Annotated in this window: 24 protein-coding genes; 21 read left to right on the top strand and 3 right to left on the bottom strand. The window is 68.5% G+C overall.

Going from position 1 to position 24,636, the window contains the following annotated elements:
• Window positions 1-4 precede the first annotated feature (4 nt).
• Window positions 5-1,063 carry a YhjD/YihY/BrkB family envelope integrity protein gene (locus ACQUSX_RS03910; RefSeq protein ID WP_428905653.1) on the bottom strand — a complete coding sequence of 353 codons (1,059 nt, stop codon included), beginning with the start codon at window positions 1,061-1,063 and terminating at the stop codon, window positions 5-7.
• A 126-nt stretch (window positions 1,064-1,189) separates the two neighbouring features.
• Between ACQUSX_RS03910 and lysA the strand changes: the two genes are divergently transcribed.
• The 6 genes from lysA (at window position 1,190) to ACQUSX_RS03880 (ending at window position 8,845) form a co-directional block, all read left to right on the top strand.
• On the top strand, window positions 1,190-2,581 hold the full coding sequence (gene lysA, locus ACQUSX_RS03905; protein ID WP_428905652.1) for a diaminopimelate decarboxylase: 1,392 nt from the start codon (window positions 1,190-1,192) through the stop codon (window positions 2,579-2,581).
• A 69-nt stretch (window positions 2,582-2,650) separates the two neighbouring features.
• Entirely contained in the window at window positions 2,651-3,967 is a 1,317-nt protein-coding gene (locus tag ACQUSX_RS03900; RefSeq protein WP_428905651.1) for a homoserine dehydrogenase, read from the top strand.
• A gap of 29 nt (window positions 3,968-3,996) precedes the next feature.
• A complete protein-coding gene (gene thrB / locus ACQUSX_RS03895) occupies window positions 3,997-4,959 on the top strand; it encodes a homoserine kinase (RefSeq protein WP_428907581.1) in 963 nt (320 codons plus the stop codon).
• Window positions 4,960-5,127: 168 nt separating this feature from the next.
• Window positions 5,128-7,245 carry a transcription termination factor Rho gene (gene rho / locus ACQUSX_RS03890; RefSeq protein WP_428905650.1) on the top strand — a complete coding sequence of 706 codons (2,118 nt, stop codon included), beginning with the start codon at window positions 5,128-5,130 and terminating at the stop codon, window positions 7,243-7,245.
• A 40-nt stretch (window positions 7,246-7,285) separates the two neighbouring features.
• On the top strand, window positions 7,286-8,368 hold the full coding sequence (gene prfA, locus ACQUSX_RS03885; RefSeq protein ID WP_428905649.1) for a peptide chain release factor 1: 1,083 nt from the start codon (window positions 7,286-7,288) through the stop codon (window positions 8,366-8,368).
• A 69-nt stretch (window positions 8,369-8,437) separates the two neighbouring features.
• On the top strand, window positions 8,438-8,845 hold the full coding sequence (locus ACQUSX_RS03880; RefSeq protein ID WP_428905648.1) for a hypothetical protein: 408 nt from the start codon (window positions 8,438-8,440) through the stop codon (window positions 8,843-8,845).
• A gap of 4 nt (window positions 8,846-8,849) precedes the next feature.
• Here the strand turns inward: ACQUSX_RS03880 and epsC are convergent, their stop codons facing one another.
• A complete protein-coding gene (gene epsC / locus ACQUSX_RS03875; RefSeq protein WP_428907580.1) occupies window positions 8,850-9,401 on the bottom strand; it encodes a serine O-acetyltransferase EpsC in 552 nt (183 codons plus the stop codon).
• A gap of 24 nt (window positions 9,402-9,425) precedes the next feature.
• The gene (gene cysK, locus ACQUSX_RS03870; protein WP_428905647.1) at window positions 9,426-10,373 is read right to left on the bottom strand and encodes a cysteine synthase A; all 948 of its coding nucleotides are present in this window, start codon (window positions 10,371-10,373) and stop codon (window positions 9,426-9,428) included.
• Between the two features lie 101 nt (window positions 10,374-10,474).
• Here cysK and prmC point away from each other — a divergent pair, with 101 nt between their 5' ends.
• From prmC to ACQUSX_RS03795, 15 genes are all read left to right on the top strand, one after another.
• Entirely contained in the window at window positions 10,475-11,332 is an 858-nt protein-coding gene (prmC, locus tag ACQUSX_RS03865; RefSeq protein ID WP_428905646.1) for a peptide chain release factor N(5)-glutamine methyltransferase, read from the top strand.
• A gap of 48 nt (window positions 11,333-11,380) precedes the next feature.
• Window positions 11,381-12,133, top strand: coding sequence for an L-threonylcarbamoyladenylate synthase (locus tag ACQUSX_RS03860; RefSeq protein WP_428905645.1), 753 nt, complete (start codon window positions 11,381-11,383; stop codon window positions 12,131-12,133).
• Window positions 12,130-13,326 carry an MraY family glycosyltransferase gene (locus tag ACQUSX_RS03855; RefSeq protein WP_428905644.1) on the top strand — a complete coding sequence of 399 codons (1,197 nt, stop codon included), beginning with the start codon at window positions 12,130-12,132 and terminating at the stop codon, window positions 13,324-13,326. Before ACQUSX_RS03860 ends, ACQUSX_RS03855 begins: the two co-directional genes overlap by 4 nt.
• Window positions 13,323-13,832 (top strand): Cg1360 family ATP-synthase-associated protein, encoded by a 510-nt coding sequence (locus ACQUSX_RS03850; protein ID WP_428905643.1) that lies wholly within the window; start codon window positions 13,323-13,325, stop codon window positions 13,830-13,832. Before ACQUSX_RS03855 ends, ACQUSX_RS03850 begins: the two co-directional genes overlap by 4 nt.
• Window positions 13,833-13,948: 116 nt before the next feature.
• Window positions 13,949-14,758, top strand: a complete 810-nt coding sequence (atpB, locus tag ACQUSX_RS03845) for a F0F1 ATP synthase subunit A (RefSeq protein ID WP_428905642.1) — start codon at window positions 13,949-13,951, stop codon at window positions 14,756-14,758.
• Window positions 14,759-14,803: 45 nt separating this feature from the next.
• Entirely contained in the window at window positions 14,804-15,040 is a 237-nt protein-coding gene (gene atpE, locus ACQUSX_RS03840) for an ATP synthase F0 subunit C (RefSeq protein WP_067198640.1), read from the top strand.
• 27 nt (window positions 15,041-15,067) lie between these two features.
• Window positions 15,068-15,607 carry a F0F1 ATP synthase subunit B gene (locus tag ACQUSX_RS03835; RefSeq protein WP_428905641.1) on the top strand — a complete coding sequence of 180 codons (540 nt, stop codon included), beginning with the start codon at window positions 15,068-15,070 and terminating at the stop codon, window positions 15,605-15,607.
• Window positions 15,607-16,395: a F0F1 ATP synthase subunit delta gene (locus ACQUSX_RS03830; RefSeq protein WP_428905640.1), complete on the top strand. Its 789-nt coding sequence runs from the start codon at window positions 15,607-15,609 to the stop codon at window positions 16,393-16,395. Before ACQUSX_RS03835 ends, ACQUSX_RS03830 begins: the two co-directional genes overlap by 1 nt.
• A 50-nt stretch (window positions 16,396-16,445) precedes the next feature.
• Window positions 16,446-18,086 carry a F0F1 ATP synthase subunit alpha gene (gene atpA / locus ACQUSX_RS03825; RefSeq protein ID WP_428905639.1) on the top strand — a complete coding sequence of 547 codons (1,641 nt, stop codon included), beginning with the start codon at window positions 16,446-16,448 and terminating at the stop codon, window positions 18,084-18,086.
• 19 nt (window positions 18,087-18,105) lie between these two features.
• The gene (locus tag ACQUSX_RS03820) at window positions 18,106-19,002 is read left to right on the top strand and encodes a F0F1 ATP synthase subunit gamma (RefSeq protein ID WP_428905638.1); all 897 of its coding nucleotides are present in this window, start codon (window positions 18,106-18,108) and stop codon (window positions 19,000-19,002) included.
• Window positions 19,003-19,028: 26 nt separating this feature from the next.
• Window positions 19,029-20,483: a F0F1 ATP synthase subunit beta gene (gene atpD / locus ACQUSX_RS03815; protein WP_428905637.1), complete on the top strand. Its 1,455-nt coding sequence runs from the start codon at window positions 19,029-19,031 to the stop codon at window positions 20,481-20,483.
• Between the two features lie 2 nt (window positions 20,484-20,485).
• Window positions 20,486-20,746, top strand: a complete 261-nt coding sequence (locus ACQUSX_RS03810; RefSeq protein WP_428905636.1) for a F0F1 ATP synthase subunit epsilon — start codon at window positions 20,486-20,488, stop codon at window positions 20,744-20,746.
• Between the two features lie 76 nt (window positions 20,747-20,822).
• Window positions 20,823-21,563 carry a YaaA family protein gene (locus ACQUSX_RS03805; RefSeq protein ID WP_428905635.1) on the top strand — a complete coding sequence of 247 codons (741 nt, stop codon included), beginning with the start codon at window positions 20,823-20,825 and terminating at the stop codon, window positions 21,561-21,563.
• 1,155 nt (window positions 21,564-22,718) lie between these two features.
• A complete protein-coding gene (locus ACQUSX_RS03800; RefSeq protein ID WP_428905633.1) occupies window positions 22,719-23,702 on the top strand; it encodes an aldo/keto reductase in 984 nt (327 codons plus the stop codon).
• Window positions 23,703-23,774: 72 nt separating this feature from the next.
• Window positions 23,775-24,599 (top strand): PP2C family protein-serine/threonine phosphatase, encoded by an 825-nt coding sequence (locus ACQUSX_RS03795; protein WP_428905632.1) that lies wholly within the window; start codon window positions 23,775-23,777, stop codon window positions 24,597-24,599.
• Window positions 24,600-24,636 lie beyond the last annotated feature (37 nt).

Below are 24,636 nucleotides of genomic sequence, written 5' to 3'. Positions count from 1 at the left end.
GGGGTCAGGACGCGCCGCGCTCCTCGGCGACCGTCTTCTGAGCTTCGCGCAGCTCAGCGGTGGCAGTCTGCACATCCTGCTCGGCGCGATGCAGGGCATCCTCGGCGAGCGTCGAGGCGCCGAACTTCGAGGCGACCCGATCCTGCTCCTCGCGGACCGCGATCGTCGTGAACGCGCTCGCGAGCAGGATCACCTGAGTCGAGAGGTTCAGCCACAGCAGCAGTGCCAGCAGCGATGCGAATGACGCGAGCAGCGGATTCGAACGTGCCCCGCCCACGAACAGTCCGGACAGCTCCTGCAGCACGAGCAGCGCGACGGCGCCGATCAGGGCTCCGCCCCACAGCGCCCCGGCCGAGGCGCGCAGACCCGACAGGATGCGGAACGCTGCGGCGACGAGCACCGCGTTCAGCGCCACGACCACCAGCAGCGAGACCACCCGGGTCACCCAGAACACCGCGCCCGAGTCGCTCGGCAGCCCCATGGCATCGGCCAGCGCGCCGACGATCAGCTCGCTCGAGAAGGTCAGCGCCGCGGCGGCTCCGAAGGCCCCGCCGATGAGTGCGGCGAGCAGCAGGTTGCGCAGGATCACCCAGTACCACGCCACGTCTGCCGCGATGGTGCCGGCGATCGTGCGGATGGCGGTGCGCAGCGAGCCGATCGCGCCCAGCGCGGACCCGATCAGACCCACCAGCGAGATGACACCGGCTATCGACAGCCCGGCGGGTGCGCGGATGCTGTCCGGATCGACGATCCCGTCTCCGCCGTCGGTCGTGAGGAGGCCCGGGACGGCGGCGTCGACCGCCGTGACGACGGCGTCCCAGGCGGCGTCGTCCTGCGAGAGCCAGAGGCCGGCGATCGAGAAGCCGAGCAGCACGCCGGCGAAGACGCTGAACAGGGCGCGGTAGGTCACGGCGTCGGCCAGCATCGGCCCACGCCTGGCGCTGTACAGCAGTGCCGCGCGGACCAGCCGCCAGCGCAGCAGTCTGCGGATGACGGCGGACGAGGTCCGCTTCACCCATCCTGGATCGGCGGAGCGCGACGTGGAATTGCCTGAGCTGTCCATCGGTCTCACTCTAATCAGAGAGGCGCTGCAGAGGCTGTCTTCCGCGCCGAGCGGGCCATCACCGTGCTCTAGAATCGGGGGCACGTGCGCATCCCGCCCGAAGCCCGATTACACGATTGGTGCCCTGTGCATTCCACTGCCTCCTCGCCTGCCCCCGAATGGCTGGTCGTCCCCGACGACGCCAACGACCTGGTGCCCTCGGTGTGGCCGGTCTCGGCGCGGCGCGCGGATGACGGCGAGCTCTTCATCGGCGGCGTGTCGGCAGGTGACCTGGCGCGCGAGTACGGCACTCCGCTGCAGGTGCTCGACGAGGCCGAGGTGCGGCGGCGCGCCGCCGGACTGCGCGGAGCATTCGACGCAGCGGCGGCAGCGCACGGAACCACCGCGCGCATCTACTACGCGGGAAAGGCGCTGCTGAACACCTCGATCGTCCGCTGGGTGCGCGAAGAGGGACTCAACGTCGATGTCTGCACGGGCGGCGAGCTCGAGGTCGCGCTGGCGGCGGGGGCGGATGCCGCGAACCTCGGCTTCCACGGCAACAACAAGTCGGCCGCCGAACTGGAGCGCGCCGTCGAGGTCGGGGTCGGCACGATCATCATCGACAGCACGATCGAGATCCAGCGGCTCGCCGAGATCGTCGTCCGCACCGGCGCGCAGCAGCGCGTCATGCTGCGGGTCAACAGCGGCGTGCACGCCGAGACCCACGACTTCCTGGCCACCGCGCACGAGGATCAGAAGTTCGGCTTCCCGCTCACCGAGGCGCCGGCCGCGGTCGCGCGCATCCGTGAGACGCCAGGGCTCGTCTTCACCGGGCTGCACTGCCACATCGGCTCCCAGATCTTCGGCGTCGCCGGGTTCCGTGAGTCCGCAGCTCGAGTGCTGGACCTGCATCAGCAGCTGCTGGCCGGAGGGGACATCCCGCAGCTGAACCTCGGCGGAGGCTTCGGCATCGCCTACACGAGAGTCGATGACCCTGTGCCGATCACCGAGCTCGCCGACGGCATCGTCGCCGCGGTCGCTGAGGAATGCGCCCGGCGCGGCATCAGCGTGCCCGCGCTCGCCTTCGAGCCCGGTCGGGCCATCATCGGCAACGCCGGCGTCACCCTCTACGAGGTCGGCACCACCAAGGACGTCGCGCTCGGCGTCGGCACCAGGTGCTACGTGAGCGTGGACGGCGGCATGAGCGACAATGCCCGGCCGGCCCTGTACGGTGCGCAGTACTCGGCTCGGATCGCATCCCGCACGAGCGCGGCCGACCCGGTGCTGGTGCGCGTCGTCGGCAAGCACTGCGAGTCGGGTGACATCGTCGTAGACCACGAGCACCTTCCCGGCGATGTGGCGCCGGGCGATCTGCTCGCCGTCGCCGCCACCGGCGCGTACTGCGCCCCGCTGTCGAGCAACTACAACCATGTGCCGCGGCCGCCGATCGTCGCCGTGCGCGACGGCGCCTCGCGCGTGATCGTGCGCGGCGAGAGCATGCGCGACCTGCTGGCGCGCGATGCGGGCATCACGCAGTGACGCGCCGCGGGACACAGTCGGCGACGCCGCCCATCGACAACCATGACACCGACGTGCTGAGGAGCGCAGATGACTGACTACCGACGACTTCGCGTGGCGCTGCTGGGCGCCGGAGCCGTGGGCTCGCAGGTGGCATCCCTGCTGCTGCGTCACGGGGACGAGCTCGCCGACCGTGCCGGCGCGCAGCTGGAACTCGCCGGAATCGCGGTCCGGGACGTGGACGCCAGGCGCGACGTCGAACTTCCCCGCGAGCTCTACACGACGGATGCCGAGGCGCTGATCACCAGTGCTGACATCGTCATCGAGCTGATGGGCGGCATCGAGCCGGCGCGCTCGCACATCCTGCTCGGGCTCGGCTCGGGCGCTGACGTCGTCACCGCCAACAAGGCCCTGCTGGCCACTCACGGACCGGAGGTCTTCGAGGCCGCCGACCGGGTGGGCGCATCGGTGTACTACGAGGCCGCAGCTGCCGGCGCCATTCCGATCATCCGCCCACTGCGCGACTCGCTTGCCGGTGACCGGGTGGTGCGCATCATGGGCATCGTCAACGGCACCACCAACTACATCCTCGATCGGATGGATTCCGAGGGCGCGGACTTCGCCGACGTGCTCGCCGACGCGCAGCGCCTCGGCTACGCCGAGGCCGACCCGACGGCGGACGTCGAGGGCTACGACGCCGCGCAGAAGGCGGCGATCCTGGCATCCCTCGCGTTCCACACCGCCGTGCCGCTGGACGCGGTGCACCGCGAGGGAATCACCTCGATCACCGCCTCGATGATCGAGGAGGCGCGCGAGGCGGGCTTCGTGATCAAGCTGCTCGCGGTGTGCGAGCGCCTGAACGGCTCCGACATCGACTCGATCTCAGTCCGCGTGTACCCCGCGCTGGTACCGCGCTCGCACCCGCTCGCCTCGGTGCACGGCGCCAACAATGCCGTGTTCGTGGAGGCGGAGGCCGCTGGATCGCTGATGTTCTACGGCGCAGGCGCCGGTGGCGTGCAGACAGCATCTGCAGTGCTGGGCGACGTCGTCTCGGCCGCCCGTCGTCACATCGCCGGTGGCACCGGCGTCGGCGAATCGACCAGAGCCAACCTGCCCGTCGTGTCGATCGGCCACGTGTTCACCCGCTACCAGATCACCCTCGAGGTCTCGGACGAACCGGGTGTCCTCGCCACGATCGCGAGCCTGCTCAGCGAGGGCGGCGTCTCGGTCGCCACGCTCGTGCAGACGGTGATCCCCGCCGAGGACGGCACCGAGGGGACCACGGCGCGACTCATCGTCGGCACGCACCGTGCTGCCGACAGCGCCCTCAGCGCCGCGGTCGACCGACTCACGGCGAGCGACGTCGTCGAGCGCGTGGTCTCGGTGCTGCGCGTCGAGGGGGAGTGAGGGTGGGCGTCACCGTCGTCCCCGCCGACATGGAGCCCGTCGTCGCGGAGGCGCCGACGAGTCACGGCGCTGTGCGCACCGTCACGGTCACCGTGCCGGCTACCAGTGCGAACCTCGGACCCGGATTCGACACTCTCGGCCTGGCGCTGAGCATCTACGACACGCTCACGGCGTCGTCCTTCGACGACGATCGCCTCGAGATCGAGGTCGCAGGGTCCGGTGCGGACGAGATCCCTCGCGATGCCGGGAACCTCGTGGTCCGCTCCATCGCGCACGTGTACGCCGACGTGGGACGAAAGATGCCCGGTCTGCGCATCTTCGCCGAGAACGGCGTCCCGCACGGCCGCGGACTCGGATCCTCGGGGGCGGCGGTGACCGCGGGCATCCTCATCGCGAAGGGACTGCTCGCCGACGACGTGGAACTCGATGACGATGCTCTGCTGCGCCTGGCGACGGAGCTCGAGGGGCATCCCGACAACGTCGCCCCCGCGCTGTTCGGCGGACTGACGATCGCGTGGACGGGGGAGCGCGGCCCGCAGCACAAGAAGCTGCTCGTGCACCGCGGCGTGGCGCCGGTGGTGTTCGTCCCCGGTTTCACGATGTCGACATCGCTCGCCCGCTCGCTGCAGCCGCCGCAGGTATCGCGCGAGGACGCCGTGTTCAACGTGTCGCGCTCAGCGCTGCTCGTGGCCGCGCTGACGCAGAGCCCTGAGCTGCTGCTGGATGCGACGGACGATCGCCTGCATCAGGACTACCGAGGCCCGGCCATGCCCGAGACTCTGCGCCTGGTGCAGGCGCTGAGAACCGAGGGGTTCGCCGCCGTCGTCTCCGGCGCCGGTCCCAGCGTTCTCGTGCTCGCTGACGGGCCGGGGGCCCGTCAGCAGGCGGTGGATGTGGCGGATGCCATCACTGACACCCCGTGGGAAGCGCACATGCTCGCCGTCGACGTGCGGGGTGGTACAGTAAGGGAACGAGCGGAGGGCTCCACGTAATTTCGTGAATCTCGCCCTGATCGCATCTCTGCGAAATCCGCACGCGACCCCCAGAATCATCCCGGTCCTGCTGGCAGACGCTCCGCGTCGGCGCGTGTGATGCGCGCAGCATCCGCTGTGCGCGCTCCGGATTGCTCTGTTTTTCCCACGACATATGAGGGAGTACTCGTGGAGAACTTCTCCGAGACCCAGAACGACAACCAGACCGCCCAGGCGGTCGCATCCGAGGGCCAGGCCGCGGAAGCCGCCCCTGCGCGCAAGCGCGCACCGCGCCGCGCCACCACGGCATCCGCCGCGGCTGCTGCCGCCGCCGAGACCGCGCCCGAAGCGGCCTCGACTGAGGCCCCTTCGACGTCCGAGTCCGTCGACGAGGACAAGCCCAAGGCCAAGGCGCCGCGCCGCAGCCGTGCGAAGAAGGCCGACGCCGAGACGCTCGACCTGCCGGTGAGCGACGCCTCTGCACAGCAGGCGACGGCCGAGGTGCCGGCGAAGCCGGTGCGCAAGCGCGCGTCCCGCGCCAAGGCGAGCACCGCCGACGCAGCGGACCAGCCTGCCGATGAGAAGGCCGAAGGCGGCGACAAGAGCGCTGAGGACACCGCGCCCCGCGCCACCGAGGACGCAGCCGTCAAGGACGCAGCATCGGATGAGGGCAACGGCTCTGACGGAGCCAAGCGCGGCAAGGGCGCGAAGACCGCAAAGAAGAGCGATGACGCCACTGACGGCGGTGACGCGGACGAGTCGGGCCAGCAGACCAAGCGCCCGTCGCGCGGACGTCGCGGGGCCAAGGCCGATGACGCGGCTTCGAACACCGACGACGACGCATCCGCGGCATCCGATTCGGCGCCCGCTGAGCAGAACGGTCAGAACGGCTCGTCCGATTCGGACAGCGACTCGGACGGCGAGGGCGGCGGCCGCGGCCGTGGCCGCAACCGCAGCCGCAGCCGTGGACGCGGCGGCAGCCAGGGCGGCCAGAACGGCGGCGGCCAGGGCAGCGGCGGCCAGAGCGACAGCGATGACGACAGCGGCTCCGGTCGCACCCGTCAGCGCAACAAGCGTCGCGGCGGCAACAACACGACCTCCGACGAGTTCGAGACCGAGATCGGCGAGGACGACGTCCTGATCCCGGTCGCCGGCATCCTCGATGTGCTCGACAACTACGCGTTCGTGCGCACCACCGGCTACCTCGCGGGACCCAGCGACGTCTATGTCTCGCTCGGCCAGGTGAAGAAGTACAACCTGCGCAAGGGCGACGCGATCGTCGGCGCCATCAAGCAGCCGCGCGAGGGCGAGCAGCAGGGGCGCCAGAAGTACAACGCCCTGGTCAAGGTCGACTCGATCAACGGACTGTCCGCCGACGACGCCGCCACCCGCGTCGAGTTCGGCAAGCTCACGCCTCTCTACCCCCAGGAGCGCCTGCGCCTGGAGACGGCGCCGGAGAAGCTGACGCAACGCATCATCGATCTGGTCGCCCCGATCGGCAAGGGCCAGCGCGGCCTGATCGTCGCGCCGCCGAAGGCCGGGAAGACGATCGTCCTGCAGCAGATCGCCAACGCGATCGCGCAGAACAACCCCGAGGTGCACCTGATGGTGGTCCTCGTGGACGAGCGTCCCGAAGAGGTCACCGACATGCAGCGCACGGTCAAGGGCGAGGTCATCGCCTCGACCTTCGATCGCCCCGCAGAGGACCACACCACCGTCGCCGAGCTCGCCATCGAGCGCGCCAAGCGCCTCGTGGAGCTCGGCCGCGACGTCGTCGTGCTGCTGGATTCGATCACGCGTCTCGGCCGTGCCTACAACATCTCCGCACCGGCCTCGGGCCGCGTGCTCACCGGCGGTGTCGACGCGTCGGCCCTGTACCCGCCGAAGCGCTTCTTCGGCGCCGCGCGCAACATCGAGAACGGCGGCTCGCTCACCATTCTCGCCACCGCGCTGGTGGAGACCGGCTCGAAGATGGACGAGGTGATCTTCGAGGAGTTCAAGGGCACCGGCAACAGCGAGTTGCGCCTGTCGCGTGCGCTGGCCGACAAGCGGATCTTCCCCGCCGTCGACGTGAACGCGTCGAGCACCCGCCGCGAGGAGATGCTTCTCTCGCCCGACGAGGTGAAGATCACCTGGAAGCTGCGTCGCGCCCTTGCGGGCCTCGACCCTCAGCAGGCGCTCGAGGTCGTGCTCGGCAAGCTGAAGGAGACCAGCTCGAACGTCGAGTTCCTCTTCCAGATGCAGAAGTCCATCCCGGCGCCCACGTCGACCGGCTCGTCGCACGCGCACGAGAACAGCATCCGCTGACCCAGCGCCGAGCGGAGCCATCGATACAGGGAACAGAGTCGTGTTCGAATCCGTGCAGGCCCTCATCGAGGAGCATCGCCGGGTGCAGGAGGAGCTCTCCGACCCGGCGGTGCACGCCGACGCCGCTCGTGCGAAGCGGGTCAACCGCCGCTATGCAGAGCTGAACCGGATCGTCGCCGCCCATGAGGCGTGGACCGCGGCATCCGACGACTTGGATGCGGCGCGCGAGCTCGCCCGAGAGGACGAGGCCTTCGCCGAGGAGGTGCCCGCCCTCGAGGAGGGGCTCCGCGTCGCGCAGGAGAAGCTGCGCCGACTGCTGATCCCGCGCGATCCCGACGACGCCCGTGACGTGATCATGGAGATCAAGGCGGGGGAGGGCGGCGCCGAGTCCGCGCTGTTCGCCGCCGACCTGCTGCGCATGTACGTGCAGTACGCCGCGCACAAGGGCTGGAAGACGGAGCTCCTCGAGCGCAACGAGTCCGACCTCGGCGGCTACAAGGACGTCCAGGTCGCGATCAAGGGCTCCAGCTCCGACCCGGCCCAGGGCGTCTGGGCGCATCTGAAGTACGAGGGCGGCGTGCACCGCGTGCAGCGCGTGCCGGCGACCGAGTCGCAGGGGCGCATCCACACCTCGACCACCGGTGTGCTGGTCTTCCCCGAAGTGGATGAGCCCGAGGAGATCCAGATCGATCCGAACGATCTGAAGATCGACGTGTACCGGTCATCCGGGCCCGGCGGACAGTCGGTGAACACCACCGACTCGGCCGTGCGCATCACGCACGTGCCGACCGGGATCGTCGTGTCCATGCAGAACGAGAAGTCTCAGCTGCAGAATCGCGAGGCGGGCATGCGCGTGCTGCGCGCCCGCCTGCTGGCGAAACAGCAGGAGGAGCTGGATGCCGCGGCATCCGACGCCCGCCGGTCTCAGATCCGCGGCATGGACCGCTCAGAGCGCATCCGCACCTACAACTTCCCCGAGAATCGCATCGCCGATCACCGCACCGGGTACAAGGCCTACAACCTCGATCAGGTGATGGACGGCGCCCTCGGGCCGATCATCGAATCGGCGATCCACGCCGATGAGGAGGCGCGGCTCGCCGCGGTGGGCGGTGCCGACGCCTGATGCGTCGGCGCGCGCGGATCAGCGCGCGGAATGCTCGGCGCGCTGACCGCCGATCGCTATGCTCAGCAGGTGATCAACCTTCTCATTCGCGGCGTGCTGTTCGTCATCTCCGCCGCGCTGGGTCTGCTGGCCGCAGACCTGCTGCTCCCCGACTTCGACATCCTCTGGGACGAGTGGTGGGGCTTCGTGCTGTGCGCGCTGATCTTCGCGGTGCTGCAGAGCGTCCTGAGCCCCTGGGTCTTCAAGATCGCACGGCGCTACGCACCGGTGCTGATGGGCGGCATCGGCATCTTCTCGACGCTGATCGCGCTCATCATCGTCGTCCTGCTCCCCATCGGCGGTCTGCAGATCTCCGGTTTCCTGGCATGGATGCTCGGCGCAGTGATCGTCTGGGCGGTGACCGCACTGGCCGCGCTGCTGCTGCCGCTGCTGTTCCTGCGCAAGGCCGTGCAGAACCGCAGGGCGGAGCGCGACTGAGCGCTCAGATGACGTAATCGGGGGCGGCCAGCAGAGCCCGCGTGCTCTCGTCCTCGCGGCGCGGGCGGGGCTTGGCGGGAACCCCTACGAGAACGCTGTCCGACGGCGAGTTCTTCGTGACGACCGCATTCGCGCCGACGACGGAGCGCGCACCCACGCGAATCGGCCCGAGGATCTTCGCCCCCGCGCCCACCGCGACGCCGTCGTCGAGCGTGGGATGCCGCTTGCCGTGCGAGGGGCCGCGCCCTCCGAGCGTCACGCCGTGGTAGAGCATGACGTCGTCGCCGATCTCGGCGGTCTCTCCGATCACGACGCCCATGCCGTGGTCGATGAAGAAGCGGCGTCCGATCCGCGCGGCGGGGTGGATCTCGATCCCCGTGAGCCAGCGCGTCAGCTGGGAGCCGACGCGGGCGGGGAAGCGCAGGTTCCAACGCCACAGCCTGTGCCACAGCCGATGCGCCCAGATCGCATGCAGCCCCGGGTACAGCAGCGCGACCTCGAGGTTCGTCCGAGCAGCGGGGTCGCGTCGCCGCGCTGCTCGGACGTCCTCGCGCATGCGCGCGACCGGGTTCACGCTCGCTCAGTCCTTCGGAGTGTCGCGCAGGTCCTCGAACAGCGCGGTCGAGATGTAGCGCTCACCCGTGTCGGGCACGACGGTGACGATCGTCTTGCCGGCGCTCTCGGGTCGCGCGGCGACCTGGAGGGCTGCCCACACAGCGGCACCTCCCGACATCCCGACGAGGAGGCCTTCCTTCGCGGCGAGGTCACGGGCGGTGCGGAGGGCGTCGTCGAACTCGGCGGTGATGACCTCGTCGAGCACGTCGCGGTCGAGCACGTCGGGCACGAAGTTCGGTCCGATGCCCTGGATCTTGTGAGGGCCGGGGTGTCCCTCGGTCAGCACGGGGGAGTCCTTCGGCTCGACGGCGATGACGCGCACGTCGGGCTTCACAGCCTTGAGCGCCTGACCTGCGCCGGTGACCGTGCCGCCGGTGCCGACGCCCGCGACGAGAACGTCGACGTCGCCGTCCGTGTCGCGCAGGATCTCCTGGCCGGTGGTCTCGCGGTGGATGCGCGGGTTCGCCTCGTTCTCGAACTGGCGGGCCCACACGGCGCCGGGGGTCTCGTCGATGATCCGCTTCACCTCTTCGATCGATCCCGACATGCCCTTGGTCGGGTCGGTGAGGACGATCTCGGCCCCGAACGCGCGCAGCAGCACGCGGCGCTCCTTCGACATCGACGCCGGCATCGTGAGAATCACGCGGTAGCCGCGCGCTGCGCCCACCATCGCGAGGGCGATGCCGGTGTTGCCGCTGGTCGCCTCGACGATCGTGCCGCCCGCCTTGAGCTGTCCCGACTCCTCGGCCGCGTTGATCATCGCGATGCCGATGCGGTCCTTCACGCTGGATGCCGGGTTGTAGAACTCGAGCTTGACGAGGACGGTGGCGTTCAGGCCCTCGGTGACCCGGTTGAGTCGCACCAGGGGTGTGTTCCCGAACGCGGAGGTGATGTCGGAGTGGATGCCGGGCATGGCGGACCTTTCGTCGACGGCTTCAGAATGCTCAGCCTACGTGCCTGCGCCGCCAGGCAGCGGGAATATGACTGAACCCGCGTAACGCATACGCTGAGAAGATGCCCGTCACCCTCTCCGCGCGCCTGCGCGCCGATGCGCAGCAGCTCGCCGACGCGGGGGTGCCCGATCCCACTGTGGATGCAGAGCTCCTGCTCGGCCACGTGCTGGGGGTGAGCAGGGGAGAGGTGCAGGCGGCGGCGATCAGCGGGGCCGGCCTGAGCGAGGACGCTTGCGAGCGCCTGGATGCCCTCATCGCACGCCGTGCGGCGCGCGAGCCGCTGCAGCACCTGACGGGCGTGGCGCCGTTCCGGCAGCTCGAGCTGGCAGTCGGACCAGGCGTGTTCGTGCCCCGACCCGAGACCGAGACCGTGGTGCAGTTCGCGATCGACGCGCTGCTGGAGATGGCGGCACCCTCGCCGATTGCGATCGACCTCGGCACCGGCAGCGGGGCGATCGCGCTCGCCATGGCCACCGAGGTGCCGCATGCCCGGGTGCATGCCGTCGAGCGCTCCGCCGAGGCCCACGCCTGGGCCGCGCGCAACGCGGCGGGCGTCGAGAACCTCACGCTGGTCCACGGCGACCTGGCGACGGCGTTCGAAGAACTGGTCGGGACGGTCGACGTGGTCATCTCCAATCCTCCGTACGTCCCGGATGATGCGATCCCGCGCGACCCCGAGGTGCGCCTGCACGATCCGGCGCAGGCGCTCTACGGCGGCGCCGACGGACTGGACGTCGTGCGCGTGATCAGTCAGCGCGCCCGCAGGCTGCTGCACAGCGGTGGCATGCTCGTGCTGGAGCACGGCGAGCTCCAGGGAGCCGCGATCCGGGGCATCCTCGAATCGGACGGATGGCGCGCCGCAGCCACGCATCAGGATCTGACCCGTCGCGACCGCGCCACCACCGCGCTGCGCGACTGAGCGCTCGTCCGGGGAACGCCGGAACGACCACCGTAGAATGGGCACGCCATGTCAACTGTTTTCGATTGCCGCGACGACTCGCAGATCCTCGCCGGCATGCGTCACGCCCTCCAGGCCATCGCCCGCGGCGAGCTCGTCGTGCTCCCCACCGACACCGTGTACGGCATCGCGGCGGACGCGTTCTCGCCCGCCGCCGTGCAGCGACTGCTCGATGCGAAGGGCCGCGGACGCGACATGCCGCCACCCGTGCTCGTCGCAGGTCAGGACATGCTGGCGGCCCTCGTCGAAGAGATCCCTGCGCCCGTTCAGCAGCTCGTCGACGCCTTCTGGCCCGGCGGACTGACCATCGTCCTGCCCGCGCAGCCGTCGCTCACGTGGGATCTCGGCGACACCCTCGGCACGGTCGCCGTGCGGATGCCGGATCAGCGCATCGCACTCGAGCTCCTCGCCGAGACCGGACCGCTCGCCGTGTCGAGCGCGAACCTGACCGGTCGGGATGCCGCGATCATCGCATCCGACGCGCAGGAGATGCTCGGCGAGTCGGTCGCCGTGTACCTCGAACAGGGTTACAGCGAGAACGGTGTGCCGTCGACCATCATCGATGCCACGTCGCTTGTCGGCGCTGCACAAGACGAGACCCCGCTCGTCCGGATCCTTCGCGAGGGGGCTGTCACCCGCGAGCAGCTCGAGGAGGTCCTCGGCGACCTGCTCGAGCCTGCGGAGCAGCCCGGTGATGTCCATCCCGCAGAAGCGGATGGCGAGGCGGCAGCGGACGATGCAGGGCCGGTCGACGAAGAGTGAAGCAGTATCTGTTCACGATCATCCTGACGGCGTCGATCACCTTCGCGCTGTCATGGGCGGTCTGGCGGCTGAGCCTGAAGTTCAAGCTCTACCCGGGCATCCGTGAACGCGACGTGCACAAGACGCCGACCCCTCGACTGGGCGGCATCGCGATGTTCATCGGCATCGCCTCCGCGATCCTCGTGTCGGCCGCCAATCCCTTCTTCGAGCGGGTGTGGGTGCCGCCGCAGACGCTGTGGTCGATCCTCGGCGCGGCGCTGCTCATCGCCGTGGTCGGAGTGATCGACGACCTGCTCGACCTGGACTGGATGATCAAGCTGGCCGCGCAGTTCCTCGCGGCGGGGATCATCACCGTCGGCGGCGGGCTGCAGATCCTCTCCCTGCCCGTCGGCGACATGATCCTGGTGTCGAGCTGGGTCAGCATCTCGATCACGATGTTCGCGATCGTCGTGGTGATGAACGCCGTGAATTTCATCGACGGGCTCGATGGGCTGGTGGCAGGCGTCTGCCTCATCGCGAACGGCATCTTCTTCGTCTACGCCTACATCCTCACCCGCGACTCCGGCGCCACCACCTACTTCAACCTCGCGACGTTCCTGGCCGCCGTGCTGATCGGAGCCTGTCTCGGCTTCCTGCCCCTGAACTGGAGCCCGGCGAAGCTGTTCATGGGCGACTCCGGAGCCCTGGTGCTGGGTCTGCTGATGGCCACCTCCGCGATCGCGCTCACCGGCCAGGGAGACGTGAACGCGTTCGACCCCGAGCAGTTCGGCCGCTCCCAGCTGCTCGGGGCGTTCATCCCGATCGTCCTGCCGCTGGTGATCGTCATGCTGCCGCTGCTCGACTTCGGGCTGGCGGTGTTCCGGCGCATGCGCGCGGGCAAGTCGCCCTTCGCGCCCGACCGCAAGCACCTGCACCATCGGATGCTGGATCTCGGCCACCGCGACCGCGACGCGGTGCTCATCTTCTACGCGTGGACGGCGGTCATCTCGCTGTCCGTGCTGCTGATGTACATCGCCACGCGCCAGGACTGGCCGGGCGGCTATCTCGTCGGCATCGGCTTCGGCGTCCTCGGAGTCGCCGCCTGTCTGTTGGTGACCCTCATGCCGCCGGCGCGCCGGCCATCCTCCGACGCCGCACCGCCGGCATCCGACACCTCGCCCACCTCGATCCCGACACCCATGGAGCCCCGATGACCCCGAGCCCCGTTTCCAGCAATCCGATCCTGCGGCGCACGCTGCTGTGGTCGGCCGCATCCGCAGCGGTGCTGGCTCTCGTCGCGGGTGGGATCGGCTATGCCGTCGCCGGCATGAACGGACTGTGGAGCGGGCTGCTCGGCGTCGTGCTCGCCGTCCTGTTCCTCGGGATCACCGCGGGCAGCATCCTGTTCGCCAACCGCTGGTTCGGCGACCCGCTCTACGTGCAGCTGTTCTTCGCGATCGTGCTCGGCGGCTGGCTGCTCAAGCTCGGCATCTTCCTCGTCGTGATGATCGTGCTGGCGGGGCAGTCCTGGGTCGTTCCGCTGGTGTTCTTCCTCTCCATCGTCGCCGGCGTGGCGATGTCTCTCATCGTCGACGTGATCGTGCTGACGCGCATGCGCCTGCCCAACGTCAGTGACATCTCGCTGCCGACCGTGAACCCCGAAGACGAGACGCCGGAAGGCTCGGATGGAGCGGGTTCCGCGGCATCGGAGGGGAAATGAGTCTGGTAGTGTTTTATCCGTGCCCGCCGCTCGTTCTGCGAGCGCTTGCGCTGTGATGCACACCGTCCCTCGTCGCCCCGGTTCAGACCGGTGACCCGAAGCTGGAGCCCGCGCTGTTGAATCTCGCTGCGACCCTGATCCCTCGCCCGATCGCCGGAGACGGTGAATTCCACGGTCCTTCGATGGACGAGTTCTTCCCCGAGACTCTCTTCAAGGTCTTCGGAGTCATCGATGTGAACCGCATCCACCTGATCCAGCTGCTCTCTGTGATCGCCGTGGTGCTCATCCTCTGGCTCGGCACCCGTCGCATGACCGTGGTGCCCGGCCGCTTCCAGAGCCTGGTCGAGATGGGCCTCGGATTCGTCCGCGGCGGCATCGCCCACGACCTGCTCGGACGCAAGGACGGCGACCGCTTCCTGCCGATCCTCACGACGATGTTCTTCATGATCCTGTTCATGAACATCACGGGGATCATCCCCTTCCTGAACATGCCGGGAACCGCGATCATCGCCGTGCCGCTCACGCTGGCCATCATCAGCTACGTGACCTTCATCTACGCAGGCATGAAGAAGAGCCCGCTCGGGTTCTGGAAGAACTCGCTCTTCCCGTCCGGAGTGCCGTGGCCGGTGTACATCATCGTCACGCCGCTGGAGTTCATCTCCACCTTCATCATCCGGCCGATCACGCTCACGCTTCGTCTCATGATGAACCTGGTCGTCGGTCACATGATCCTGGTGCTGTGCTTCGCAGCCACCCAGTTCTTCTTCTTCACCGCGGGCGGCGGATGGGCCCTCCTCGGTGTCGGAACCCTCGCCTTCGGTGGCGCGTTCACGATCTTCGAGATCCTGGTCGTCGTCCTGCAGGCCTACGTCTTCACCGTCCTCACCGCGATCTACATCCAGCTCGCGGTCGCAGAAGAGCACTGAAAGGGTCAGCCCACCAGCTGACCAGAATCGAAAGGAAACACCCCCGTGGACGCAACTACGGTTCTCGCTGACATCAACGGTCACCTCGCAGCGGTCGGCTACGGCCTCGCAGCAATCGGTCCGGCCATCGGTGTGGGCATCGTCGTCGGCAAGACGATCGAGGGCGTCGCCCGTCAGCCCGAGCTGGCCGGCCGCCTGCAGGTCCTCATGTGGATCGGTATCGCCTTCACCGAGGCGCTTGCATTCGTCGGCATCGCCGTCGGATTCATCCCCTTCCCGTAATCCGCACCGAGTTCTGAAGGAGACAGGATGCTGAACGCTCTTGTCACGCACCTCGCCGCGGAGGAAGCGCCTAACCCGCTGATTCCCGCGTGGTACGACATCATCTGGTCGGGGCTGTGGTTCATCGTCATCCTCGTCGTGGTGTGGAAGGTCGCACTTCCGCGGCTCACCGCAATGCTCGACGAGCGCTCGGCCGCCATCGAGGGCAACATCGCCAAGGCTGACGAGGCTCAGAAGCAGGCTGAGGAGGCGCTGGAGGAGTACACCCGCCAGCTCGCCGAGGCACGCACCGAGGCCGGTGAGATCCGTGAGGCCGCCCGCGAGGACGGCAAGAAGATCGTCACCGAGGCCAAGGACGCCGCGACTGCTGAGGCGAACCGCATCACCACCGCCGCTCACACGCAGATCGAAGCCGAGCGTCAGGCCGCCTTCGTGTCCCTCCGCAGCGAGGTCGGCACGCTCGCGATCGACCTCGCAGGCAACGTCGTCGGGGAGACCCTGACTGACGACAGCCGTGCGACGGCCGTCGTGGACCGCTTCCTGGCCGACCTCGAGAAGGCGAAGTAATGGGCAGCGCGACCACTCAGGCACTCGCGGCATCGACGGACGCGCTTGCCGCAGCGTCGGGCCTGACCCTCGACAGCGCGGCCGAGCTGTTCGCAGCCGCCCGCGCCATCGGGGACTCGGCCCAGCTGAGCGGCGCGCTCGCTGACCCTGCTGCTCCTGCTCAGGCGCGCACGGCGCTGGTCACAGCAGTGTTCTCCGGTGCTTCGGCACCGGTTCGCACGCTGCTGACCGCCGTCGTCGCGGAGCGCTGGTCGTCGGCATCCGATCTCGTCGACGGTGTCGAGGAGCTCGCGATCCGCGCGACCGCGATCTCGTCGGCGAAGGACGACGTCGCCGGGGAGCTCTTCAGCTTCTCGCGCATCGTCGCGGCCAACCCCGAGCTCGAGCTCGCGCTCGGCAGCCGCCTCGGCGACGCGGCGGCGAAGGGCGCGCTGGTCGAGGAGCTGCTCGGCACGTCGGCGTCGCCTGCGACCGTGCTGATCGCGTCCTCGCTGGTGCGTCAGCCGCGGGAGCGCCGCGTCCGCCAGCTGCTCTCCCGTGCGATCAGCATCGTCTCCGCACAGGACGGCCGCACGGTCGCCACGGTCTACACCGCAGCACCGATCGCCGTCGCGCAGGAGACCCGTCTCCGTGATGCGCTGGCACGCCGCTATGGGGGCGAGATCTCCATCAACCAGGTGATCGACCCCACCGTCGTCGGAGGCCTGCGCGTGCAGATCGCCGATGACGTCATCGACGGCAGCATCTCCGCCCGACTCGCCGACCTTCGCCAGAAGCTCGCGAGCTGAACTACTCGACGCGGGGAACCGCGCACACCCAGACACACAAAGGGAAGACAATGGCAGAACTATCGATCAGCCCCGACGTCATCCGTGACGCGCTGAAGAACTTCGCCGACGCCTACGAGCCCTCCGGGGCAGTGGCGACCGAGGTCGGCACCGTCATCGACGCGGCCGACGGCATCGCGCACGTCGAGGGGCTGCCGGGCGTCATGGCCAACGAGCTCGTCACCTTCGCGGACGGCACCAAGGGCCTGGCTCTGAACCTCGACGAGCACGAGATCGGCGTGGTCGTCCTCGGCGACTTCACCGGCATCGAAGCAGGTCAGGAAGTCACCCGCACCGGCGAGGTCCTCTCGGTCCCGGTCGGCGACGGCTACCTGGGTCGCGTCGTCGACCCGCTCGGCAACCCGATCGACGGCCTCGGCGCCATCGAGACCGAGGGCGTGCGCGAGCTCGAGCTGCAGGCGCCGGGCGTCATGCAGCGCAAGTCGGTGCACGAGCCGATGCAGACCGGCATGAAGGCCATCGACGCGATGATCCCGGTCGGCCGCGGACAGCGCCAGCTGATCATCGGCGACCGTCAGACCGGCAAGACGGCCATCGCGATCGACACGATCATCAACCAGAAGGCCAACTGGGAGTCCGGCGACGTGAACAAGCAGGTTCGCTGCATCTACGTCGCCATCGGTCAGAAGGGCTCGACCATCGCTTCGGTGAAGGGCGCCCTCGAAGAGGCCGGCGCGCTGGAGTACACCACGATCGTGGCCGCTCCCGCCTCGGACCCCGCAGGCTTCAAGTACCTGGCGCCCTACACCGGCTCGGCCATCGGCCAGCACTGGATGTACGGTGGCAAGCACGTGCTGATCATCTTCGACGACCTGTCGAAGCAGGCTGAGGCGTACCGCGCCGTGTCGCTGCTGCTGCGCCGCCCGCCGGGCCGCGAGGCATACCCCGGCGACGTCTTCTACCTGCACTCGCGTCTGCTCGAGCGCTGCGCGAAGCTGTCCGACGAGCTGGGCGCCGGTTCGATGACGGGTCTTCCCATCATCGAGACCAAGGCGAACGACGTCTCTGCGTACATCCCGACCAACGTGATCTCGATCACCGACGGTCAGATCTTCCTGCAGTCCGACCTGTTCAACGCCAACCAGCGTCCCGCTGTCGACGTCGGCATCTCGGTCTCTCGAGTCGGCGGTGACGCTCAGGTCAAGTCGATCAAGAAGGTCTCCGGAACGCTCAAGCTGGAGCTGGCCCAGTACCGCTCGCTCGAGGCATTCGCGATGTTCGCATCCGACCTCGACGCGGCATCGCGCCGTCAGCTCGCACGTGGTGCGCGTCTGACCGAGCTGCTGAAGCAGCCGCAGTACTCGCCGTACCCGGTCGAGGAGCAGGTCGTCTCGATCTGGGCCGGAACCAACGGCAAGCTCGACACGATCGAGGTCGAGGACGTGCTGCGCTTCGAGCGCGATCTGCTCGACTACCTACGTCGCAACACGAGCATCCTCGACACGCTGCGCGAGACCAACGTCCTCGACGACGACACGGTCGCAGAGCTCGACAAGCAGACGGATGCCTTCATCCTGGAGTTCCAGGGTGGCAAGGGTCACGCCATCGGCGCCCCGGGCCACGAGGAGCACGCTGCCGCCGAGGCGGAGGACGTCAACCAGGAGAAGATCGTCAAGGGTCGTCGCGCGTAATCGCGTGAGGTACTGATACATGGGCGCTCAACTCAGGGTCTACAAGCAGAAGATCTCTTCTGCTCAGACGACCAAGAAGATCACGAAGGCGATGGAACTCATCGCGGCTTCGCGCATCCAGAAGGCGATGGCACGCGTCAAGGCGTCCACCCCCTTCGCGCGGGCCGTGACGAGGGCCGTGTCGGCCGTCGCGACGCATTCGAACGTCGATCACCCGCTCACCCGCGAGCCCGAGAACATCCGCCGCTCCGCGGTGGTCATCTTCTCGTCGGATCGCGGTCTCGCAGGAGCCTTCAACTCGCAGATCCTCCGTGAGGGTCTCGAGGTGGCCGAGCTGCTGCGCGAGCAGGGCAAGGAACCGGTGTTCTACCTCATCGGCCGCAAGGCCGTCGGGTACTTCCAGTTCCGTCGGATCGAATCGGCTGCCGAATGGACCGGCGACACGGACACCCCGTCGTTCCACACTGCCGAGGAGATCTCGCAGACGCTGCTCGACGCCTTCTCCCGCGGAGGAGAGGCCGGCGGTGTCGACGAGATCACCCTCGTGTACAACCGTTTCGTCAGCATGATGACGCAGTCGCCGGAGAACGTGCGTCTGCTGCCGCTGGAGATCACGGAGTCCGACGACTCGGAGGCCGGCAACACGGTCTACCCGCTGTACGAGTTCGAGCCGGATGCCGAGACCGTGCTGGACGCGATCCTGCCGGTGTACATCCAGAGCCGCGTGTTCAACGCGCTGCTGCAGTCGTCCGCTGCCAAGCAGGCGGCGACGCAGAAGGCGATGAAGTCGGCCAGCGACAACGCCGACAAGCTGATCACCGACTACACCCGCCTTCGCAACAATGCGCGACAGGCCGAGATCACCCAGCAGATCGCCGAGATCGTCGGTGGCGCCGACGCTCTCGCATCCAGCTGACAGACCCTCAGGAAAGAGACGAAGAAATGACCCCCACCGCTACGGCTGACCAGCCCGCGACCGCGGTCGTCGGGCGCGTCGCACGCGTCAACGGTCCGGTTGTGGACATCGAGTTCCCGCACGACTCGATTCCCGACATCTACAACGCACTCAAGACCACGATCACCATCGGTGACGAGTCCACCGAGATCACGCTCGAGGTCGCTCAGCACCTCGGCGACGACCTGGTCCGCGCCATCGCCCTCAAGCCCACTGACGGCATCGTCCGCGGCCAGGAGGTGCGCGACACCGGTGAGGCGATCTCGGTGCCCGTCGGTGACATCACCAAGGGCAAGGTCTTCAACGTGATCGGCGAAGTCCTCAACGGCGAGCCCGGCGAGACCCTCGAGGTCACCGAGCGCTGGCCGATCCACCGCAAGGCGCCGAACTTCGACCAGCTGGAGTCCAAGACCCAGATGTTCGAGACCGGCATCAAGTCGATCGACCTTCTCACCCCGTACGTGCTGGGTGGAAAGATCGGCCTGTTCGGCGGCGCCGGTGTCGGCAAGACCGTCCTCATCCAGGAGATGATCCAGCGCGTCGCACAGGACCACGGTGGTGTGTCCGTGTTCGCCGGTGTCGGTGAGCGCACCCGTGAGGGCAACGACCTGATCCACGAGATGGAGGAGGCGGGCGTCTTCGACAAGACCGCCCTCGTCTTCGGTCAGATGGACGAGCCGCCGGGGACGCGTCTGCGCGTCGCCCTGTCGGCCCTGACCATGGCGGAGTACTTCCGCGATGTTCAGAAGCAGGACGTGCTGCTCTTCATCGACAACATCTTCCGCTTCACGCAGGCCGGTTCCGAGGTCTCGACGCTGCTGGGCCGCATGCCCTCCGCAGTGGGTTACCAGCCCAACCTCGCCGACGAGATGGGTGTGCTCCAGGAGCGCATCACCTCGACGCGTGGTCACTCGATCACCTCGCTGCAGGCGATCTACGTGCCGGCCGATGACTACACCGACCCCGCTCCGGCGACCACGTTCGCGCACCTCGACGCCACGACCGAGCTGTCTCGTGAGATCGCGTCGAAGGGTCTGTACCCGGCGATCGACCCGCTGACCTCGACGTCGCGGATCATGGACCCCCGCTACCTGGGTGACGACCACTACCGGGTGGCCACCACGGTCAAGCAGATCCTCCAGAAGAACAAGGAGCTGCAGGAGATCATCGCCATCCTCGGTGTCGACGAGCTCTCCGAAGAGGACAAGATCGTCGTGTCTCGTGCACGTCGCATCCAGCAGTTCCTCTCGCAGAACACCTACATGGCCAAGAAGTTCACCGGCGTGGAGGGCTCGACCGTCCCGCTCAAGGAGACGATCGAGTCGTTCGACGCGATCGCCAAGGGTGAGTTCGACCACGTGGCGGAGCAGGCCTTCTTCAACGTCGGCGGCATCTCTGATGTCGAAGAGGCGTGGGCGAAGATCCAGAAGGAGAACAGCTGACCATGGCACTGCACGTCAGTCTGGTCTCCGCGGACGCGGAGGTCTGGACGGGAGAAGCGAGCCTCGTGGTCGCCAAGACCGTCGAGGGCGAGATCGGCTTCATGTCCGGTCACGAGCCGGTGCTGGCCATCCTTGCCGAGGGCCAGGTCCGGATCACGCAGACCGACGGCACCAAGGTGCTCGCCAACGCCCAGGACGGCTTCCTCTCCATGGAGGGCGACGCCCTGACGATCGTTGCCGGCAACGCCGCGCTGATCGCCTGACAGCAATCCACTCAGCGTCCGTCCTCGCCCCGCGCATCGCAGGGCGAGGACGGACGCTTTGGTCTGTGCGGAGAACATGAAGATCCTGCTGCCCCCATCCGAGACGAAGCGCGCCGGCGGCACCGGCGCGCCGCTGCGGCTCGACGACCTCGCCCTGCCTGCGCTGCGCGAGGAGCGCGCAGTGCTCGTCGACGCGCTGGTGTCGCTGGCGCACGACCCTGTCGAAGCCCAGCGCGTGCTCAAGCTCAGCGACCGTCAGGCCGGCGAGATCGAGCACAATCGGATGCTGCGCACGGCGGTGACCATGCCCGCGATCGACCGCTACACGGGCGTCCTGTACGACGCACTGGGCGCCGCGGGGATGGACGCCGCGGCACGCAGGTGGCTGGGGGAGCACGTTCTCATCCACTCCGCGCCGTTCGGCCCCGTGGGCGCGCTCGACCTGCTCCCGGCCTATCGCCTCGCCGCGGGAACGTCGCTTCCCGGCGTCCCGCCGCTGCGCCGGCACTGGTCCGCACCCACCTCGGCGGCACTGGCGGATGAGAGCTTCGTGCTGGATCTGCGCAGCGAGTCGTATGTCGCACTCGGACCGATCCCGGCATCCGTTCCGTCGGCGTACGTGCGCGTCGTGACGGGCACCGGCCGCGCTCTCAACCACTTCAACAAGAAGGCGAAGGGCGAGCTGGTGCGCGCGCTGGCCACGACGCGGCCCAGAGCGCGCACGCAGAAGGGCCTGCTCGAGTGGGCCGCGCAGCAGGGCATCCGACTGGTCGCGACACCTCAGGCCGGTGTCCTCGATCTGATTGTCGCCGGCTGACGACACGCGCGGTGCGCGGCGCACCGCGGCTGTCGTTGCCCGGCGCGACGGCGCACCAGTAGCATGGCCGGTGCGACGCACGTCGCCGGGGAGCGCTATGGCTTCCTTTCGAACAAGGGATGTGAGCAACACATGGATTATTACGATCCGTATGGCTACGGGGGTCTGGTCGCGCTCTTCGCAGTGATCGGCCTCATTCTGCTGATTCTGGGGCCCGTCATGTACGTCGTGATGTCGCTCTTCCTGATGAAGCTCTTCGAAAAGGCGGGCGTCGAGGGCAAGTGGCGTGCATGGGTTCCCGTGTACAACGCCATGATCTTCTTCAAGCTCGGTGACATGAGCCCGTGGCTGGTGCTGTACGCGATCGGTGCGAGCCTGGTGCTCTCCTGGATCCCGGTCATCGGCTGGCTGCTGCCGCTGGCGACTCTCGCCATCTCCGCGATGGCCGCCTGGCGCGTCGGACTGAAGCTGCAGAAGGAGGCCGCATGGGTCATCCTCTACGTGCTCCTCTCGCCGGTCTGGCTCGGCATCCTCGCCTTCGACCGTTCGCGCTGGAACCCGGCCGTCGCGCCGGCTCCCTGGGCCGGCAACGGCTTCCTCGCCGACCGCACCGTCTGGGACGGCGTCCCCGTGCAGCCTTCGCAGTCCGTCACGCCGCCGGCGCCCGGCTACGCGCCGCCGCAGGGTTACGTTCCGCCGCAGGGCTACACGCCGCCCGCACCGCAGGGCTACGCCCCGCCGGCACAGCCCGGCTACGGCGCACCGCAGCCTCCGGCACAGCCCGGCTACGGCGCACCGCAGCAGCCCGCGCCCGGTGCACCGGTCCCGCCCCCCGCTGCGCCGCCCGCACCGCCCACGACTCCGCCGACAGCGCCGCCCGCGCCGCCGGCGGCGCAGGCGGCGCTGTCGGCGGAGTCGTGGGCGGTGCGGGCGGCGCAGCAGGGGGCGGGACCGGTGCACCGGTCCCGCCCCCCGCTGCGCCGTCCGCACCGTCCACGACTCCGCCGACAGCGCCGCCCGCGCCGCCAGCGGCGCCCGCCGATCCGCCGGCCGATCCCAACCAGCCGCCGGTGTGAGCCGATGAGATGTGAGGAGCCCCCGACTCGTGTCGGGGGCTCCTCGTCGTCCCGGGTGCGCATTCGATACGGTGGACGCATGGCAATCTCGCAGCGCCGCGTCGGCGCGTCCGGTCTCGTCGTCTCCGCGGCCGGGCTCGGCTGCAACAACTTCGGTCGCGCGGGAACAGTCACCGAGACCGTCGAGGGTACGCGCGCCGTGATCGACGCAGCCCTGGCCAGCGGCGTATTCTTCTTCGACACCGCCGACATGTACGGCGCTGATGCCGGGCGCAGCGAAGAGCTCATGGGCGAGGTGCTCGAAGGACGACGCGACCGCGTGGTGCTCGCGACGAAGTTCGGTCACGAGCGCGACATGGGCTATGACTTCCCGGCCGGTCGCGGATCGCGTCGATACGTGCGCCTCGCCGTGGAGCAGTCGCTGCGCCGGCTGCGCACGGATTGGATCGATCTCTACCAGCTGCACCTGCCCGATCCGCTGACGCCGATCGCCGAGACGATCGACGCCCTCGACGAACTCGTCGCGGAGGGGAAGATCCGCTACTACGGACACTCGAACCTCGACGGCTGGCAGATTGCCGAGGCGGAGTTCACTGCGCGGACCCGTTCCAGCGGGCGCTTCATCTCCGCTCAGAACCACTACTCGCTGCTGGCTCGTGCGGCAGAGCGCGAGGTGCTGCCGGCAGTCAACCGTTACGACCTGGGCTTCTTCCCGTACTTCCCGCTGAAGAACGGGCTGCTCACCGGCAAGTTCACCCGCGACGGGGGCCCCTCTGACAGCCGCATCATGCAGACTCGATCGCACATCTGGGCGGATGCCCCGTGGGACGCGCTCGAGGCATACCGGTCGTTCTGCGATGAGCGAGGAATCACCATGCTGCAGGCGACCTTCGGGTGGCTGCTCGCGCAGCCCGGCGTCTCCAGCGTGATCGCCGGTGCCACGACACCCGCACAGGTGGAGGCGAACGCCGCGGCAGCGGATGCGTGGGCGCCGACGGCATCCGACCTCGCCGCGATCGACGGGCTGTTCCCGCTGCCCGAAGACCCTGCAGCGCAGATGTGAGCCGGGGCACCATTACGATGATTGAGTACCCAGCGGCCCGCGTGCCGCACGCCGGCCCGACGGAGACCACCCGTGCCTGAGACCACAACGCAGACGCACCGCGTCAGCGACGACCTGCAGCTCGCCTGGGCCGGGGTCACGGACCGCGGCCGGCGCCGCGAGAACAACCAGGACGCGTATCTGGCGAAGTACCCCCTGTTCGTCGTCGCCGACGGCATGGGCGGGCACGCCGGGGGAGAGATCGCCAGCCAGAGCACGGTTGCGCGGCTGGAGGAGATGGTCGACGCGGGCGAGATCTCGGCAGAGACCATCGAAGCGGCGCTGCGCAGCGCCGTCGCCGACATCCACAGCCATCCGGAGACCACGGACGAGGGCACCGGCACGACGCTGACCGGGATCTACCTGGACCGCGACGACGACGGCGCGTGGCGCTGGGTCGTGCTGAACATCGGTGACTCGCGTGTCTACCTCGAGCGCGACGACCGGCTCATCCAGGTCACCACGGATCACTCGGTCGTGCAGGAGCTGATCGCCTCGGGCAAGATCAGCCCCGAGGAGGCCGATGGGCACCCGTACAGCAACGTGATCACCCGCGCGGTCGGCGCGAGCGAACTCGTGCCGCCGGATTACGTGGGAGTGGACCTGCATGATCAGGATCGGCTGATCATCTGCTCCGACGGCCTCACCAAGGAGCTCACCGACTACGGCATCCTGCATTTCCTGCGTGAGAACCCCGACCCCGGTGCCGCCGTGGACGCGATGGTCGACGCCGCGCTCGAGAACGGCGGTCGCGACAACGTGACGCTGATCGTCCTGCGCGTGCTGTTCTCCTCCCAGGACGCGGAACGACCGGCCGCAGGCGACTCCTCCTCCACAACAGCAGAGATCGCGGAATAGACGGGTCGGCCTGTGGAGAGGCCGGATCACGGGGTCG

Origin of the sequence: Microbacterium alcoholitolerans, assembly GCF_050408615.1 — a bacterium.
GTDB lineage: Bacteria > Actinomycetota > Actinomycetes > Actinomycetales > Microbacteriaceae > Microbacterium.
Note: the sequence above shows the minus strand (reverse complement) of the source record. Positions and strands in the feature narration are given on the sequence as shown.

Excerpts from the sequence above, each read along its gene's own strand:
- ACQUSX_RS03910 (WP_428905653.1), bottom strand. The coding sequence starts at position 1,063 with ATGGACAGCTCAGGCAATTCCACGTCGCGCTCCGCCGATCCAGGATGG.
- ACQUSX_RS03900 (WP_428905651.1), top strand. The coding sequence starts at position 2,651 with ATGACTGACTACCGACGACTTCGCGTGGCGCTGCTGGGCGCCGGAGCC.
- thrB (WP_428907581.1), top strand. The coding sequence starts at position 3,997 with ATGGAGCCCGTCGTCGCGGAGGCGCCGACGAGTCACGGCGCTGTGCGC.
- epsC (WP_428907580.1), bottom strand. The coding sequence starts at position 9,401 with ATGCGCGAGGACGTCCGAGCAGCGCGGCGACGCGACCCCGCTGCTCGG.
- cysK (WP_428905647.1), bottom strand. The coding sequence starts at position 10,373 with ATGCCCGGCATCCACTCCGACATCACCTCCGCGTTCGGGAACACACCC.
- prmC (WP_428905646.1), top strand. The coding sequence starts at position 10,475 with ATGCCCGTCACCCTCTCCGCGCGCCTGCGCGCCGATGCGCAGCAGCTC.
- ACQUSX_RS03860 (WP_428905645.1), top strand. The coding sequence starts at position 11,381 with ATGTCAACTGTTTTCGATTGCCGCGACGACTCGCAGATCCTCGCCGGC.
- ACQUSX_RS03850 (WP_428905643.1), top strand. The coding sequence starts at position 13,323 with ATGACCCCGAGCCCCGTTTCCAGCAATCCGATCCTGCGGCGCACGCTG.
- ACQUSX_RS03835 (WP_428905641.1), top strand. The coding sequence starts at position 15,068 with ATGCTGAACGCTCTTGTCACGCACCTCGCCGCGGAGGAAGCGCCTAAC.
- ACQUSX_RS03830 (WP_428905640.1), top strand. The coding sequence starts at position 15,607 with ATGGGCAGCGCGACCACTCAGGCACTCGCGGCATCGACGGACGCGCTT.
- atpA (WP_428905639.1), top strand. The coding sequence starts at position 16,446 with ATGGCAGAACTATCGATCAGCCCCGACGTCATCCGTGACGCGCTGAAG.
- ACQUSX_RS03820 (WP_428905638.1), top strand. The coding sequence starts at position 18,106 with ATGGGCGCTCAACTCAGGGTCTACAAGCAGAAGATCTCTTCTGCTCAG.
- atpD (WP_428905637.1), top strand. The coding sequence starts at position 19,029 with ATGACCCCCACCGCTACGGCTGACCAGCCCGCGACCGCGGTCGTCGGG.
- ACQUSX_RS03810 (WP_428905636.1), top strand. The coding sequence starts at position 20,486 with ATGGCACTGCACGTCAGTCTGGTCTCCGCGGACGCGGAGGTCTGGACG.
- ACQUSX_RS03805 (WP_428905635.1), top strand. The coding sequence starts at position 20,823 with ATGAAGATCCTGCTGCCCCCATCCGAGACGAAGCGCGCCGGCGGCACC.
- ACQUSX_RS03800 (WP_428905633.1), top strand. The coding sequence starts at position 22,719 with ATGGCAATCTCGCAGCGCCGCGTCGGCGCGTCCGGTCTCGTCGTCTCC.